This window comes from Solirubrobacter deserti, from assembly GCF_027587175.1.
In the GTDB taxonomy this organism is placed as follows: domain Bacteria; phylum Actinomycetota; class Thermoleophilia; order Solirubrobacterales; family Solirubrobacteraceae; genus Solirubrobacter; species Solirubrobacter deserti.
The window spans coordinates 1-15,062 of the sequence record NZ_JAPCID010000023.1; the positions used below are offsets into that span (position 1 = coordinate 1).

Below are 15,062 nucleotides of genomic sequence, written 5' to 3' on the forward strand. Positions count from 1 at the left end.
CCCGCACGCCCCCCAGGCCGGCCGGCGAGGCCGCCGCGTGACGCCCGGCGGCGCACCGCGGTGGGGGGGGCGGGCGTGCCGGCGGCGCCGCCGAGCGCGGCCGACGGGCGGCCGACGAGCCCGGCGAGGGCGCGCACGCCGCGAGCCGGCAGCCCGGGCTTCGGCGTGTGGGCGTTCTCGCGCAGCGCGGCGACCGGCGCGATCTTCGTCGCGCGCCGCGCCGGCAGCATGGCGGCCAGCGTCGTGGCGAGCGTGCCGACGAGGATCGAGACGACGATCGTGCGCGTGGCGACGACCATCCCGGCCGTGGGGAGCTCGGCGCCGACGGCGGCGAAGAGCGCGTTCAGCGCTTCCGCCAGCACGATGCCGACACCGATGCCGACCGCGGACGCGAGCAGGCCGACCGTCAGCGCCTCCAGCAGCACAGCGGTGCGGACCTGGCGGCGGGACGCGCCGACCATCCGCAGCAGCCCGAACTCCTTCGTGCGCTGGGCGACGGTGATGGAGAGCGAGTTGAAGATCGTGAACGAGCCGACGAGCACGGCGACCGCCGCGAACGCCAGCAGGATCGCGCGCACGATGTCCACCAGCGTCGTGAGCGAGTCGAAGTAGAAGCGGTCATCCTCGGCCGCGGTCCGGACTTCCGTGTTCGGACCGGCCGCGCCGGCGATGTCGGCGCGGCGGCCGGCGACGAGGATGCGGTCGTAGCCGTCCTTGGCGAACAGCGTCCGTGCTGCCTCCAGGTCGAAGACGGCGGCGCTCGCCTTGCCCAGCGACTTGACGGTCGCGAAGTTGGCGATGCCGGTGAGCGTGAACGTCTGCGCCTCGCCGCGGGCGGAGACCTCGATCCGGTCACCCACCGCGTAGTCCTGCGCCTCGGCGGTGGCGCGGTCGATCACGACCTCGCCCGGGCCCTGTGCCCAGCGGCCGTCGTGCAGGCGGAACGGCGTGAGCTGCTCGGCGCCCGGGGTCTTGGCGTCGAAGCCGACGCCGAAGTACGGGCCGGTGCCGACCGGCTTGCCGTCTTTGCCCATCACCTGGGCGGTGTCGGTGATGTCGCCGACGGCGGCGGTCACGCCGGGCGCCTGGCGCACCTTGTCGAGGGTGGCCGCGGGGATGGTGGGCGCCTGCGCGCGGATCTCGGAGGTCGAGGAGCCCTTGAACGCGGTCTTCGTGACCACCACGGCGTCCGTGCCGTCGTAGGCGGCGTGCGTGAGGTTCTCCGCCGCGCCGGACATCGTGTCCGTGAGGGTGTAGGCCGCGCACACGAACGCGACGCCGACGACGATGGCGAGCGTCGTCAGGGCGGTGCGGACCGGCCGCGCCGCCAGGCCCTTCCAGGTGACCTTGATCATGCGCGCGCGGCGTCGCGCATGGCGGCGAGGATCGCGTCCTGGCTCGGGCCGGCGAGGTCCGCGACGACGCGGCCGTCGGCCATCAGCAGGACGCGGTCGGCGGACGCCGCGGCGCGCGCGTCGTGCGTGACCATGACGGTCGTCTGGCCGTCCTCGTCCACCGCGGCGCGCAGCAGCGCGAGCACGTCGGCGCCGGACGCGGAGTCCAGGTTGCCCGTCGGCTCGTCGGCGAACAGGACGGTCGGGGAGCAGATCAGCGCGCGCGCGACGGCGACGCGCTGCTGCTGGCCGCCGGACAGCTGCGCCGGCTTGTGGTCGCGGCGCTCGGTGAGACCCATGCGGTCGAGCAGGCGCTCGACGGCGCCCGCCTCCGGCTTGCGGCCCGCGATCGCGAGCGGCAGCGTGATGTTCTCCTCGGCGGAGAGCGTCGGGAGCAGGTTGAACGACTGGAAGACGAAGCCGATGTGCTTGCGGCGCAGGCGGGTGAGGTCGCGGTCGGACATGCGCGTGATGTCCTCGCCCGCGATGTGGACGCTGCCCGCGTCCGGCGTGTCGAGGCCGGCCAGCAGGTGCATGAGCGTGGACTTGCCGGAGCCGGACGGGCCCATCACGGCGGTGAATTGGCCCTTGGGCACTTCGAGCGAGACGCCGCGCAGCGCATGCACGGCGGAGCCGCCTTCACCGTACGTGCGGGTGAGGGCGGTCGCGGACACCGCGACGTGGTCGGTCTCGGGGAGGTCGAAGGGGACGGAGGCGAGAGCGGTCATCTGGGGCTTCCTTGCGTTAGACGGTCGCGGCCGCCTCGCGCGTGAGCCGCGGGCGACGACTCGGCCTGCGGCCTCGCGTCGCTGGGAGATCCGCCCAGAGGGCGGACTCCCGGGCCTCGTCCACGAGGCGTTGAAGGGTCTGATCGAGGGCGCCCGCGTTGAGCAGGGCGGTGGTCGCCTCGGCGAGGAGGCGACCGGCGAGGCCACGGGTGGGCCGCACGGACACGGAGGCGTGCACTTCAGAGCCGACGGCGTGGGGAGCGAGCGTGCCGTCAGGGAATCCCTCGGAAAGGGTTGTCCCGACGATCCGGTAGTCGACGTCGAAGCCGACGGGGCCGCGCGCGGTGAGCGCGAAGCCGTGGACGTCGGCGCTGTGGACCAGCACGTCGAAGCCGACGCGCCGCCCCGCCAGCCGGCCGGACACGCGCACGGTGCGACCGGCGGTGAGCCGGCGGTCGTCCTCGACGTCGAACGGCACGGGCGCCCAGCGAGCGGCGGCGTCCGGGTCGGTCAGGACGTCGAGCACGGCCGCGGGCTGAGCCTGGGCGGTCGCGGTGGCGGTCCACGTCTTCATGGACCGAACTCTTCCGGGTCGCACGGCGCGCGTCGTCGGCCCGGGAGACGATTGTGGGTGCGCGTCCGGATGACGTCAGGTCATCCATAAGGAGTACGCCGGGATCGTCCGCGCTTACGAGGACATACGGGTATCCGCACGTCAGAATCCGGCCGGTGACCGCCCGCCACCGCCTTCCCGCGCTGATCGGGCTCGCACTCGTCGCCGAGTTCCAGCTCGAGCTCGCGCTGCTGGTGCCGGCGGGCACGCCGTACCGCGCGCTCGCGTCGCTGATCCTGGTGGCGATGGCGGTCGCGCTCGTCGCCGGGCGCTGGTTCCCGCTCACCGGCGCGCTGACGATCTTCGCCGGCGCGGCGCTGCTGCCGCTGCTCTCGGAGACCTACTACCACGAGCTGCTGATCGCCTACGCGTCCCCGTTCGTGGGCGCGTACTGGCTGGGGCTGCGCGCGACCCGGTGGGAGCTGGCGGTCGGCATCCCGCTCACCGCCGCGCTGTGCCTGATCGCGACCACCCCGTACGACAACGACGCGGCGATCTCGAGCGGGTTCTTCACCGCCGTGATCTCGGTCGCCGCCCCGGTGCTCATCGGCCGGCTGCTGCGCTCGCGGGCGGCGCTCAACCGCGCGCTGCGTGAGAAGGCGCGCCAGCTCGAGCGCCACCGCGAGGACGCCGCCGGGCGCGCCGTGGTCGACGAGCGCGCGCGGATCGCGGGCGAGCTGCACGACGTCGTCGCGCACGCGCTGTCGGCGATGACCGTGCAGGCGACGGGCGCCCGCCGGCTCACGCTGACGCGGCCGGATTCCGCCCGTGAGGCGTTCGCCGCGATCGAGACCACGGGCCGCGAAGCCCTGGACGAGCTGCGCCGCCTGCTCGGCGTGCTGCGCAACGAGGACGCCGGCGTGTCCCTGGCGCCGCAGCCGTCGCTGCGGCACCTGCGCTCGCTGGCGCGCCGGACGACCGCGGCCGGCCTGCCCGTCGCGCTGCGCGTGGAGGGCGACGCGCGCGAGATCTCCGCCGGGCTGGACGTCACCGCCTACCGCGTGATCCAGGAGGCCCTGTCCGCGGCGCGCGAGCAGGGCGGCGCCGGCCGCGCCGACGTCCGCGTCGTCCACCGCGGCGACCTGCTCGAGCTCGAGATCCGCGACGACGGCGCCTCGGTCGGCGCGCGCCCCCTGACGGGCGTGCGCGAGCGCGTCCTGCTCCACGGCGGCCGCTTCTCCGCCGGCGCTCGCCGCACGGGCGGCCACACCGTCCGCGCGACGCTTGCCGTCGACGGCCGCAGCGTCAACCCACGCGAAGAAGCCGGCCCCGATTGCCCGGTCGACCGCCTCCTTAAAGGGGTCAGACCCCTTTATCTTCGCCGCCCGGGCAAAATGCCCGCGAACGAGCCGGTTTCGTCCGTCTCCGGCCCCGCTCCCACGGCCCGCCCGAACCTAAAGGGGTCAGACCCCTTTAGGTTGCTTTATGCGCGGCGATGGGTGGCGCGGCTGCGGCGGCCGACCAGCGTGGATCGGCTCGTGGCCGCGCTGTTCGCGGTCGCGGCGGTGGTCGAGGTGCTCGTCTCGCCCGACCGGACCGGGCCGGTCGCGGCCAACGTCGCGGTCGCGCTCGGGTACGCGAGCGCGTTGCTGTGGCGGCGGCGGTCACCGCTGCCGGCGCTCGGCATCGCGCTCGGCGCCGGGTTGCTGATGGACTTCGCGCTGACGCCGATCCTGAACCTGTTCGTGCCGTTCGCGATCGTGCTGGTGAGCGCGTACGCGACCGGCGCGCACCGGGACGGGCTCGCGAGCTACGCCGGGCTCGCGCTGACCGTCGCGGGGTTGGAGGCGGTGCAGGCGGCGATGGGTCCGCGGGTCGCCGCCGACTTCTTCTTCGCGGGGCTGATCGGCGCGGTCGCGTGGGGCGCCGGGCGGATGATCCGTTCGCGCATGCGGCTCGCGGCCGAGCTGCACGAGGCCACCGTGCGGCTGGCCGAGGCGGGCGAGGACGAGCGGCGGCTCGCGGCCGTCGACGAGCGGCGCCGGATCGCGCGCGAGATGCACGACGTGGTCGCGCACTCGATCAGCGTCATGGTCGTCCAGGCCGGCGGCGCGCGGCGCATCCTGGAACGTGACGCGGGGCGCGCCGTTGAGGCCGCGACCCGGATCGAGCGCACCGGCCGCGAGGCGCTGGGCGAGATGCGCCACCTGCTCGGCATGCTCTCCGACGGCGCCGACCGCGCCGCGCTCGCCCCGCAGCCGACCCTCGCGGAGATCGGCGAGCTCGTCGCCCGCGCCCGCGCCGCCGGCCTGCCCGCCGCGCTCGACGTGCGCGGGGAACGTCGCCCTCTGTCGGCAGGATTGGACCTTGCCGCGTACCGGATCGTCCAGGAAGGACTCACGAACGCCATGAAGCACGCACCCGGCGCCGTCACGACCGTCACGGTCTCGTGGGCGCCGCACGACCTCGCGCTGGAGATCCGCAACGCGGCCGGCGCCGCCGCGACCAAGAGTGGCGGGCACGGCCTGACGGGCATGGCCGAACGCGTGCGCATCTACGGCGGCGAGCTGCAGGCCGGCCCGGCCGAAGACGGCTGGTGCGTGAGCGCGCGCCTGCCGCTCGCAGGCGACGCTGGCCTGGCGGCTCCCGTCGCTGCGAGTACTCGCCCAAGAGGCTCGCACTCGCGCTCTGGGACGGTTCCGGCATGAGCGTCCGGCTGCTGATCGCCGACGACCAGGCGCTCGTCCGCGCGGGCTTCCGCATGATCCTCGACGCCGAGGACGACCTCGAGGTCGTCGGCGAGGCCACGGACGGGCTCGACGCGGTCGAGCAGGCCAAGCGCCTGAAGCCCGATGTCGTGCTGATGGACATCCGCATGCCCGAGCTGGACGGCATCGAGGCCACGCGCCGCCTTCTGGCCGCCGCGGGCGAGCACCCCGTCCGGGTCCTGATGCTCACCACCTTCGACCTCAACGAGTACGTCTACGAGGCGCTGCGCGCCGGCGCGTCCGGCTTCCTGCTCAAGGACGTCCCGCCCGAGCAGCTCGCAGCGGGCATCCGCGTCGTCGCGCAGGGCGAGGCGCTGCTGGCGCCGAGCATCACGCGCCGGCTGATCTCCGAGTTCGCAGCCGCCGCCCCCGTCCGCCCGACGCCGCCCAAGGGCCTAAACGAGCTGACCGCGCGCGAGCTGGAAGTCTTCCGCTGCGTCGCGCGCGGCCTGTCCAACGCCGAGATCGCCGCCGAGCTGATCGTGTCCGAGACGACCGTGAAGACCCACGTCGCCCGGCTGCTGATGAAGCTCGGCCTACGCGACCGCGTCCAGGCGGTCGTCCTCGCTTACGAGTCGGGCATCGCTGTCCCCGGTAAGGGCTAGCCACACGATGTCGCCCCCGGCCAGCTCGAGCTGAGCGGCCTCGTAGCGCGTCAGCTGGGCGAACACCGGCTTGCCGTCGGACAGCTCGAGGTCCACGCGCACCTCGAACCCCAGGTGCGAGACACGCATCACCTGGGCTTCGCGCGTGCCGGCGTCAGGCTGCGTGCGGAGCGCGATGTCGTGCGGCCGGACGAGCGTGCCGTCGACCTTCGCCACCGGGCCGAGGAAGCCCATCACGAACGGGTTCGCCGGCCGGTCGTAGAGCTCACGCGGGCCGCCGACCTGCTCGATGTGGGCGTTGTCCATGACCGCGATGTTGTCCGCGATCGACAGCGCCTCCTCCTGGTCGTGGGTGACGAGCAGCGTCGTCACGTGGACCTCGTCGTGCAGGCGGCGCAGCCACTCGCGCAGTTCCGTGCGCACCTTCGCGTCCAGCGCGCCGAACGGCTCGTCCAGCAGCAGCACCTTCGGCTCGACCGCCAGCGCGCGAGCGAGCGCCATCCGCTGGCGCTGGCCACCGGACAGCTGCGACGGGTAGCGCTTGGCGAACCCGCCCAGCCCGACGATGTTGAGCAGCTCGTCGACCCGCGCGTCGATCTTGTCCTTCGGCGTCTTGCGGATCTTGAGCCCGAAGCCGACGTTGTCGCGCACGGTCATGTGCTTGAACGCGGCGTAGTGCTGGAAGACGAAGCCGATCCCGCGCTTCTGGGGCGGCACGTTGGTGACGTCGTCGCCGTGGATGACGACCGAGCCGGCGTCGGCCCACTCGAGCCCGCCGATGATCCGCAGCAGCGTCGACTTGCCCGACCCGGACGGGCCGAGCAGCGCGGTCAGCGAGCCGTCTGGGACCTCCAGCGACACGTCGTCGAGGGCGGTGAAGTCGCCGAAGTGCTTGGACACGTTCGAGACGGTGATCATGCCTCCCGCCTCCTTTCGAGCAGGGCCATGAGGACGAGGGTCACGAGCGCGAGCCCCATCAGGACGGTGGACGCGGCGTAGGCGCCGAAGGTGTTGTGGTCGTCGATGTAGCGGGCGTGGACGAGCAGCGTGAGCGTCTGCGACTCGCCGGCCACGCCGCCGGCGACGACGGTCAGCGCCCCGAACTCGCCGAGCGAGCGGGCGACGGTGAGGACGACGCCGTAGAAGACGCCGACTTTGATCGCGGGCAGCGTGATGCGCCAGAACGTCTGCCAGCGCGAGGCGCCGAGCGTCGAGGCGGCCTCCTCCTGCTCGGTGCCGATCTCCCGCAGCACGGGCTCGACCTCCCGCACCACGAACGGCAGCGTCACGAACACGGTCGCGAGCACCATGCCGGGCAGCGAGAAGATCACCGGCAGCGCGCCGCCGAGCCAGCCGTCGTTGCCCCAGAACAGGATCAGGGCGACGCCGACGATCACGGGTGAGACCGCGAACGGGAGGTCCACGACCGCCTGCAGGATGCCCTTGCCGGGGAAGTTGCCGCGGGCGAGCGCGAGCGCCGTCACGAGCCCGAACACGACGTTGAGCGGCACGACGATGGCGACGATCGTCAGCGACAGGCTGATGGCCGAGATCGCCGCCGGGGTCGTGACGGACTGAAAGAACGCGACGAGGCCGTCCTCGAACGTGCGGTAGAGGATCATCGCCAGCGGGACGAGCACGAGCACGCCGAGGTAGCCGAGGGCGGCGGTGCGGAGCGCGATGCGGGTGCTCATGCGACGCCCTTGCGCTTCGTGAACCAGCGGATCGCGAACAGCACCACGAACGAGATCGCCAGCAGCGTCACCGACACCGCCGCGGCGCTCGCCGGCCGGTCCGTCTCGATCTGCTTGGCGATGTACTGCGAGGCGACCTCGGTGTCGCGCGGGATGCCGCCGCCGATCAGCACGACCGAGCCGAACTCGCCGATGGCTCGCGCGAACGCCAGCCCGGCGCCGCCCAGCAGCGCCGGGTACAGCGCGGGCAGGATGATCGAGCGGAACGTCGTCCACCCGCTCGCGCCCAGGGACGCGGCGGCCTGCTCGGCCTCGCGGTCGACCTCCATCAGCACGGGCTGCACGGAGCGCACGACGAACGGCAGCGTCACGAACGCCAGCGCGACGATCACGGCGGGCTTGGTGGCGTACAGATGGATGCCGACCGGGCTGCGCGGCCCGTACAGCGACAGCAGCACGATCGAGGCGACGATCGTCGGCAGCGCGAACGGCAGGTCGATGATCGCGTTGACCAGCGACTTGCCGCGGAACTCGTCACGGACCAGGACCCACGCGATCAACGTGCCCGTGACGACGTTGATCAGCGCCACCAGCGCCGAGATCGCGGTGGTGAGCAGCAATGCGTAACGCGCCGACGGCGCCGTGATCGCGTCCCAGAACTCCGCCGGCCCGGCCTCCAGCGACTTGGTGAAGACGGCCGCCAGCGGCAGCAGGACGATCAGGCTCAGCCACAGCGACGCGACGCCGAGCCCGATCGGGCCGACGCCGCCGCCGAGGTTGCGCCGGGTCCGGGCAGGCGGTTTGGGGACCGCGAGCGACGCCATCGCGACCTAGCCCGTCGCCTCGTCGTAGATCTTGGCCACGGAACCGGTCTCCGGCTCGAACAGCTCGTCGTTGACCTTGCCCCAGCCGCCCAGGTCGTCGATCGTCCACAGCTTCTCGGGCGGCGGGAAGTCGGACGCGAACTGCTGCGCGACGTCCGGGTCGACCGGGCGGAAGCCGGCCTCGGCCCACGCCGTCTGGCCTTCCTTGGTGTAGAGGAAGTCCACGAACGCCTGCGCCTTCTCCTTGTTCTTGGAGTCCTTGAGGACGGCGACGGGGTTGTCGATCCGGAACGTGACGGGCGGGTTGGTGTGCTCGACGTCCTCGCCGTTGCGCTCGGCGAACAGCGCCTCGTTCTCGTAGGAGAGCAGCACGTCGCCCGTGCCCTGCAGGAACGTCTCGGTCGCCTCGCGCCCGGACTTGGGCTGCACCTTGACGTGCTCGCCGATCAGCTTCTCCAGGTAGGCGAGGCCCGCTTCCGGGTTCTGGCCGCCGCCTGACTTCTCGGCGTAGGGCGCCAGCAGATTCCACTTCGCAGAGCCGGACGAGAACGGGTTCGGCGTGACGACCTCGATGCCCGGCTTGAGCAGGTCGTCCCAGGTCTTGATGTTCTCGGGGTTGCCCTTGCGGGTCACGATCGTGACGACCGAGCCGAACGGGACGCCCTTGTACTCGTTCTGGTTCCAGGTCTCCTCGACCTGGCCGGACTCGACGAGCCGCGTGATGTCCGGCTCGACGGAGAAGTTGACCACGTCCGTCTCCAGCCCCGACTCGACCTTGCGCGACTGATCGCCGGACGCGCCATAGGACTGGCTGAACGTCACGCCCTTGCCCTCGGGCGTCGCGTTGAAGGCGGGGATCACCTTGTCGAAGCCGACCTTCGGGACAGCGTAGGCGACGAGCGAGAGCTTCGACGAGCCGCCGCCGCTCGCGGCCGCGGCGTTGCTTTCGGAACCGCCGCCGACCTCATCGCTGGCGCCGCCACAGGCCGCCACGACCAGCGCGAGCAGGGCGGCGACAAGGGCTGTGATCTTCACTGAAAACGAGCTCCTTCGAAATGGACCGAAGTCGACAGGGATTCGAGAGAATACAGAACCACACAAACCCGATCGGCTTTTTACACGGCTACTCTCACGAGCCGGAGTTCGAACTCGGAGGGTCTGAAGTGCGAAAGCTCGCGTTGGTGGTCGTCGCGGCGTTGACGATCGCGGCCTGTGGCGGCGAAGAGGAATCGGGTGGCACCGCCGGTGGCGGCGGTGGCGAGAAGAAGACGGCGATCTACGTCTCGACGAACCCACTGGGCACGAATCAGTTCTTGAACCTGATCGCCGACGGCGCCAAGGCCGGCGGTGAGCAGTGCGGGGTGGAGGTCAAGGTCGTGCAGTCCAACGACCCGAACCAGCTCGCGACGAACCTGCGCGCCGCCGCGCAGGCCAAGCCCGATCTGATCATCGCCAACTCGTTCGACTCCGTGCAGACGATCGAGCAGCTGGCCAAGCAGAACGCCGACCAGAAGTGGGCACTCGTGGACGCCACGATCGAGAACACGCCCAACCTGCGCGGGATCCTGTTCAAGGAGAACGAGGGCATGTACCTGATCGGCGCCGCTTATGCCCTTCTCGCGAAGGACGGCGCGGGCGACTTCCCGGCCTCCAAGTCGGTCGGGTTCGTCGGCGCGATCGACAACGCGCTCGTACGCCGCTGGTACGCGGGCATGGAGCAGGGCGTCAAGGACACGGCGCCCGAGCTCGAGGTCCTGCAGGGCTGGGGCAACAGCTACACCGACCCGGCGACCAGCAAGGAGCTCGCGCTCAGCCAGGCCCAGAAGGGCGCCAAGTACATCGCCGCCGTCGCCGCCGCGGGCAACTCGGGCGTCTTCGAGGCCGCGGCCGAACGCGACTTCTACACCAGCGGCGTGGACGTCGACGAGCGCCCGAAGGACCCGGACCACATCATCCTGTCGATGGTCAAGCGCTCCGACCAGGCCGTCCAGCAGGCCGTCTGCGACGTCGGCAAGGACACCTTCAAGGGCGGCGACGTGGCGCTCGGCGTCAAGGACAACGCGGTCGGCCCCGACTTCCTGACGCTGCCCGAGCTCGAGATCCCCTCGCGCCTGCCGCAGGACGTGCAGGACGAGCTGAAGGCGCTCAAGGACCGGATCGTCTCGGGCGAGATCACCGTCAAGCAGTGATCGCCCTCGAGGGCATCGTCAAGCGCTTCGGCGCGCTCACCGCGCTCGACGGGGTCGACCTGACCGTCGAGCGCGGGACCGTCCACGCCGTCGTGGGCGAGAACGGCGCGGGCAAGACGACCCTCATGGGCGTGCTGGGCGGGATCGTCGCCGCCGACGCGGGCACGGTGTCCCTGGACGGCGAGCCGGTGCGGATCGCGTCGGTGGAGGACGCGTACGCGCACGGCATCGGCATGGTCCACCAGCACTTCCGGCTGTTCCGGCGGCTGACCGTCGCCGAGAACGTCGTGATGGGGCGCGAGCCGCGCCGGCGCGGCGGCTACGACCATGCCGCCGCCGAGGCACTGGTGGACGAGCTCGGGCGCGCGCACGGGCTGCGCGTGGACCCGCGCGCCCGCGTCGGCGAGCTGTCGGTCGGCGACCAGCAGCGCGTGGAGCTGCTGCGCGCGCTGCACCGCGCCGCGGACGTGCTGATCCTCGACGAGCCGACGGCCGTGCTCACCCCGCAGGAGGCCGAAGGGCTGTTCGGCGTGATGCGCGAGCTCGCCGGGCAGGGTCGGACCGTGCTGTTCATCAGCCACAAGCTGCGCGAGGTGCTGACGGTCTCCGACACCGTGACCGTGCTGCGGCGCGGAAGCGTGACCGGCGTGCGCCGCGCTTCCGAGACCGACGAGCGCGAGCTGGCGGGCCTGATGGTCGGGCGGGCGATCGAGTCGGCCTATCAGGCGCCGGACACGCCGGCGGGCGAGCCCGTGCTGCGCCTGGAGGCCCTGACGGCGCGCGGGCTCAAGCCGCTCGACCTGGAGGTGAGCGCGGGCGAGATCGTCGGCGTCGCGGGCGTGGCCGGCAACGGGCAGACCGAGCTCGCCGAGGCGATCGCGGGGCTGCGGCCGCGCGAGGGCGGGACGCTGACGATCGCCGGCCGCGCGCTGAGCGACGCGACCGTCGCGCAGCGGCGGGAGGCGGGCCTCGCCCACATTCCCGAGGACCGCTACGCGCGCGGCCTGGCCCGCGAGGCGACGATCGCCGAGAACCTGCTGATGGGCACGCACCGGCGGCGCTTCCGCCTGGACCGGCGCGCCATGAACGCGCGTGCCCGCGAGCTGGTGGAGGCGTTCGACGTGCGCGCCGGCGACGTCGGGGACCGCGCCGCGACGCTGTCCGGCGGCAACGCCCAGAAGCTCGTGATCGCGCGCGAGCTGGCGGGCGAGCCCGCGGTCGTGCTCGCGTGCCAGCCGACGCGCGGCGTGGACATCGGCGCGGCGGAGTTCGTGCACGCGCAGCTGCGCGCCGCGCGCGACCGCGGCGCGGGCGTGCTGCTGATCAGCGCCGACCTCGACGAGCTGCTCGCGCTCGCCGACCGCATCGTCGTGCTCTACGAGGGCGCGCTGGTCGGCGAGTCGCGCGACGAGGCCGAGCTCGGCCTGCTGATGGCCGGTGCGCATGCGTGACCGCGGCTTCGCCGTCGGCGAGGCGCTGCTGGCGGTGGCGATCGCGCTCGCGGTCGGCGCGCTGTTCGTGCTGATCGCCGACGATTCGCCCGCGACGGCCTACGAGGCGCTGTGGACGAGCTCGGTCGGCTCCACCAACGCGCTCGCGCAGTCGATGACGACCGCGATCCCGATCATCGTCGTCGGACTCGGGATGGGGCTCGCGTTCCGGGTCGGGTTGTTCAACCTCGGCGGCGAAGGGCAGATGATCCTCGGCGCGCTGACGACCGCCGTGGTCGGCCATGCGCTCGCTTCGCTGCCGGGGGCGATCACGTTCGTGCTCGCGGTGGTGTCCGGCTGTCTGGCGGGCGCGGCGTGGGCGGTCCTGCCCGCGTTGTGGGAGGTGTTCCTACGCGTGCCGCTCGTGGTCACGACGCTGCTGCTCAACTACGTCGGCGCGCTGCTGGCGACCTACCTCGCGGCGTACCCGCTGCGCGACGAGAGCGGCGGCTCGACGCTGGCGCAGACGGCCGAGATCCCGAGCGCGCTGCAGCTGCCGATCATCGTCCCCAACACGCCGCTGCACGCCGGGCTGTTCGCCGCGGTCCTGGCACCGCTGGGCGTGCTGTGGCTGCTGCAGCGGACCTCGCTCGGTTACGCCATGCGCATGACCGGCCTCAACCGCGACTTCGCCGAGACCGGCGGCGTGCCCATGAAGCGCACGATCGTGACCACGATGGCGCTGTCGGGAGCGCTGTGCGGGCTCGCGGGCGCGCTGCTGGTGATGGGGCAGACCTACCGCTACCTCGACGACTCGATCGTCTCGCCGCAGACCGCGTGGAGCGGCCTCGCGGCGTCGATGCTGGCCGGCTTCCATCCGCTGTTCACGTTCGTGTCCGGGTTCTTCCTCGCTGCCCTGCAGACTGGCGGCAGCGGCCTGCAGCTGGCGACGAACGTGCCGCTGCAGCTGGTCAACGTCATCCAGGCCGTGATCATCGCGATGGTCGCTGTGCGGCTGTGGCTCGGCCGGAGGGTGCTGCGGCGATGAGCGACTTCTTCTCGATCTTCGACTTCGCGCTGATCCTCTCCGCGCTGCGGCTGACGAGCCCGATCCTGCTCGCCGCGCTCGGCGGGCTGCTCACCGACCGCGCCGGGATCTTCAACATCGGCCTCGAGGGCCAGATGCTCGTCGGCGCCTTCCTCGGCTTCGCCGGCCTGTACTGGACGGGCAGCGCCTGGCTGGGCCTGCTGCTGGGCGTTGCCGGCGCGACCGCCCTGTCGCTGCTGTTCGGGCTGTGGGTGATCCGCCTCAAGGGCGATCCGATCATCGTCGGCCTGGCCGTGAACCTGTTCGCGATCGGCCTCACCGCCTATCTGACGCTCCCGGTGTTCGGCGTGCAGGGCTCCTACGACGACCCCGCGCTCGAAGGCCTCCCGCGGCTGTTCGGCTTCTCGCCGCTCGTGTACCTCGGCGCGCTGCTCGTCCCGGCGCTGTGGTGGCTGCTGTTCAAGCACCCGTTCGGCGTGCGGCTGCGCGCGGTCGGCGAGGACGCCGAGGCCGCCTCCGAGGCCGCGGTGCACCCCGACCGGATCAAGTTCCTGGCCTGCGGGCTGTGCGGCGTGCTGTGCGGGCTCGCGGGCGCCCAGCTCGCGCTCTCGCTCGTCACTCAGTGGGTGCAGGGCATGACCGCGGGCCGCGGCTTCATCGCCCTGGTGGCGATCATGCTCGCCCGCTCGCACCCCGTCGGCGCGGCCGCGGCGGCACTGCTGTTCGGCCTGGCGTACGCGATGGCCGTGCGCCTGCAGGGCATCGGCATCCCGCCGCAGTTCGTGTCGATGCTGCCCTACGTCCTGACCATCGCCGTGCTCGTGCTGCTCGCGCGCCGGCTCCGTAACCGCCCGGTGACCACATGAGACGAGTGATCCTGGACATGGACGTCGGCATCGACGACGCCATCGCCATCCTCTACCTCGCCGCCCGCGAGGACGCCGAGATCGTCGCGCTCGGTGCGGTGCACGGCAACTGCACGGCCCACGACGCGGCGCGCAACGCACTGATCGTGTTCGAGACGCTCGGGCTGGACGTGCCGGTGGCTCTCGGCGCCGTGAAGCCGCTCGAGCAGGAGCTGAGCGTCGCTTCGTTCGTGCACGGCGCGGACGGGATGGGCGACGCCGGCTTCCCCGACCCGAAGGGCGCGGTCACGGGTGAGCACGCCGCCGACCAGCTGATCCGGCTCTCGCTCGAACACCCGGGCGAGCTCGACCTGCTCGCGGTGGGTCCGTTGACGAACCTCGGCGTGGCGCTGCGGAAGGACCCTGAGGTATTGGCGCGTCTGCGCTCGGTCGTGATCATGGGCGGCTCCGGCGCCTACCCGCCGGCCGGCACGCTGCGCGAGGTCGACGCCAACATCGACCACGACGCCGCCGCGGCCGCACTCGTGTTCGCCGCACCCCGGAATGAGCTCGTCATGGTTGGCGTCAACGTGACGTCGCCCGCGATCCTCGACGAGGAGGCCGCCGCCGCGCTCGCCGCCTCCGACACGCCGGCGGCCCGGCTGGCCTCGGCGATCCTCCCGTTCTACCTGGGCTTCTACCAGCACAAATGGGGCCGCCGGGTGTGCTCGATGCACGACCCGCTTGCGGCGGGCATCCTCGTCGACCCGACCTACGCGACGGCCTGGCGCCAGGGTCCGGTCAACGTCGTCAGCGACGGCTTCATGGCGCGCGCCTGGCTGATGGAGCGCGAAGACGGCGGCCCGGTGTCGCTGCCCGTCACCGAGGCACCGCCGACGCGGGTCGTCGACAGTGCCGACTGGCAGCGCTTCGGCGACGAGCTGGTGACACGGCTCACACAGGCCTGAGTCGCGTTCGACGGGT

At 72.2% G+C, this 15,062-nt stretch carries 14 protein-coding genes; 7 read left to right on the forward strand and 7 right to left on the reverse strand.

Annotation, left to right across the window (positions count from 1 at the left end):
* From OJ962_RS17105 to OJ962_RS17115, 3 genes are all read right to left on the reverse strand, one after another.
* Positions 1-1,355: ABC transporter permease (locus OJ962_RS17105; RefSeq protein WP_270006494.1), on the reverse strand; the 1,355-nt coding region annotated here is incomplete at its 3' end.
* Positions 1,352-2,122, reverse strand: a complete 771-nt coding sequence (locus OJ962_RS17110) for an ABC transporter ATP-binding protein (RefSeq protein WP_202956651.1) — start codon at positions 2,120-2,122, stop codon at positions 1,352-1,354. The genes OJ962_RS17110 and OJ962_RS17105, both read right to left, overlap by 4 nt.
* 16 nt (positions 2,123-2,138) lie before the next feature.
* Positions 2,139-2,696 (reverse strand): SRPBCC family protein, encoded by a 558-nt coding sequence (locus OJ962_RS17115; RefSeq protein WP_202956650.1) that lies wholly within the window; start codon positions 2,694-2,696, stop codon positions 2,139-2,141.
* 155 nt (positions 2,697-2,851) lie between these two features.
* Between OJ962_RS17115 and OJ962_RS17120 the strand changes: the two genes are divergently transcribed.
* Positions 2,852-5,383, forward strand: a complete 2,532-nt coding sequence (locus OJ962_RS17120; RefSeq protein WP_202956649.1) for a sensor histidine kinase — start codon at positions 2,852-2,854, stop codon at positions 5,381-5,383.
* Positions 5,380-6,048, forward strand: a complete 669-nt coding sequence (locus OJ962_RS17125; protein ID WP_202956648.1) for a response regulator — start codon at positions 5,380-5,382, stop codon at positions 6,046-6,048. The genes OJ962_RS17120 and OJ962_RS17125 overlap by 4 nt, the downstream gene beginning before the upstream one ends.
* On the opposite strand, the gene OJ962_RS17130 is transcribed toward OJ962_RS17125, so the two are convergent.
* From OJ962_RS17130 to OJ962_RS17145, 4 genes are read right to left on the reverse strand one after another with little or no spacing between them, the layout of a single operon-like run.
* Positions 5,980-6,966, reverse strand: coding sequence for a sulfate/molybdate ABC transporter ATP-binding protein (locus OJ962_RS17130; RefSeq protein ID WP_202956647.1), 987 nt, complete (start codon positions 6,964-6,966; stop codon positions 5,980-5,982). The two genes, OJ962_RS17125 and OJ962_RS17130, sit on opposite strands and share 69 nt — an antisense overlap.
* Positions 6,963-7,742: a sulfate ABC transporter permease gene (locus OJ962_RS17135; protein ID WP_202956646.1), complete on the reverse strand. Its 780-nt coding sequence runs from the start codon at positions 7,740-7,742 to the stop codon at positions 6,963-6,965. The genes OJ962_RS17130 and OJ962_RS17135 overlap by 4 nt, the downstream gene beginning before the upstream one ends.
* Complete coding sequence (gene cysT / locus OJ962_RS17140) at positions 7,739-8,566, reverse strand: sulfate ABC transporter permease subunit CysT (protein ID WP_202956645.1); 828 nt, start codon at positions 8,564-8,566, stop codon at positions 7,739-7,741. Before cysT ends, OJ962_RS17135 begins: the two co-directional genes overlap by 4 nt.
* Before the next feature lie 6 nt (positions 8,567-8,572).
* Positions 8,573-9,601, reverse strand: a complete 1,029-nt coding sequence (locus tag OJ962_RS17145) for a sulfate ABC transporter substrate-binding protein (protein ID WP_270006495.1) — start codon at positions 9,599-9,601, stop codon at positions 8,573-8,575.
* A gap of 128 nt (positions 9,602-9,729) precedes the next feature.
* Between OJ962_RS17145 and OJ962_RS17150 the strand changes: the two genes are divergently transcribed.
* The 5 genes from OJ962_RS17150 to OJ962_RS17170 are packed head-to-tail and all read left to right on the forward strand — an operon-like array spanning position 9,730 to position 15,046.
* Positions 9,730-10,755 carry a BMP family lipoprotein gene (locus OJ962_RS17150; protein ID WP_202956644.1) on the forward strand — a complete coding sequence of 342 codons (1,026 nt, stop codon included), beginning with the start codon at positions 9,730-9,732 and terminating at the stop codon, positions 10,753-10,755.
* Positions 10,752-12,206, forward strand: a complete 1,455-nt coding sequence (locus OJ962_RS17155) for an ABC transporter ATP-binding protein (RefSeq protein ID WP_202956643.1) — start codon at positions 10,752-10,754, stop codon at positions 12,204-12,206. Before OJ962_RS17150 ends, OJ962_RS17155 begins: the two co-directional genes overlap by 4 nt.
* Positions 12,199-13,233, forward strand: coding sequence for an ABC transporter permease (locus tag OJ962_RS17160; RefSeq protein WP_202956642.1), 1,035 nt, complete (start codon positions 12,199-12,201; stop codon positions 13,231-13,233). Before OJ962_RS17155 ends, OJ962_RS17160 begins: the two co-directional genes overlap by 8 nt.
* A complete protein-coding gene (locus OJ962_RS17165) occupies positions 13,230-14,099 on the forward strand; it encodes an ABC transporter permease (RefSeq protein WP_202956641.1) in 870 nt (289 codons plus the stop codon). Before OJ962_RS17160 ends, OJ962_RS17165 begins: the two co-directional genes overlap by 4 nt.
* A complete protein-coding gene (locus tag OJ962_RS17170; protein ID WP_202956640.1) occupies positions 14,096-15,046 on the forward strand; it encodes a nucleoside hydrolase in 951 nt (316 codons plus the stop codon). The genes OJ962_RS17165 and OJ962_RS17170 overlap by 4 nt, the downstream gene beginning before the upstream one ends.
* Positions 15,047-15,062: the final 16 nt, after the last annotated feature.

Bases quoted from the DNA above. Each gene is read 5' to 3' on its own strand.
- OJ962_RS17110 (WP_202956651.1), bottom strand. From the start codon at position 2,122: ATGACCGCTCTCGCCTCCGTCCCCTTCGACCTCCCCGAGACCGACCAC.
- OJ962_RS17115 (WP_202956650.1), bottom strand. From the start codon at position 2,696: ATGAAGACGTGGACCGCCACCGCGACCGCCCAGGCTCAGCCCGCGGCC.
- OJ962_RS17125 (WP_202956648.1), top strand. From the start codon at position 5,380: ATGAGCGTCCGGCTGCTGATCGCCGACGACCAGGCGCTCGTCCGCGCG.
- OJ962_RS17130 (WP_202956647.1), bottom strand. From the start codon at position 6,966: ATGATCACCGTCTCGAACGTGTCCAAGCACTTCGGCGACTTCACCGCC.
- OJ962_RS17135 (WP_202956646.1), bottom strand. From the start codon at position 7,742: ATGAGCACCCGCATCGCGCTCCGCACCGCCGCCCTCGGCTACCTCGGC.
- cysT (WP_202956645.1), bottom strand. From the start codon at position 8,566: ATGGCGTCGCTCGCGGTCCCCAAACCGCCTGCCCGGACCCGGCGCAAC.
- OJ962_RS17160 (WP_202956642.1), top strand. From the start codon at position 12,199: ATGCGTGACCGCGGCTTCGCCGTCGGCGAGGCGCTGCTGGCGGTGGCG.
- OJ962_RS17165 (WP_202956641.1), top strand. From the start codon at position 13,230: ATGAGCGACTTCTTCTCGATCTTCGACTTCGCGCTGATCCTCTCCGCG.
- OJ962_RS17170 (WP_202956640.1), top strand. From the start codon at position 14,096: ATGAGACGAGTGATCCTGGACATGGACGTCGGCATCGACGACGCCATC.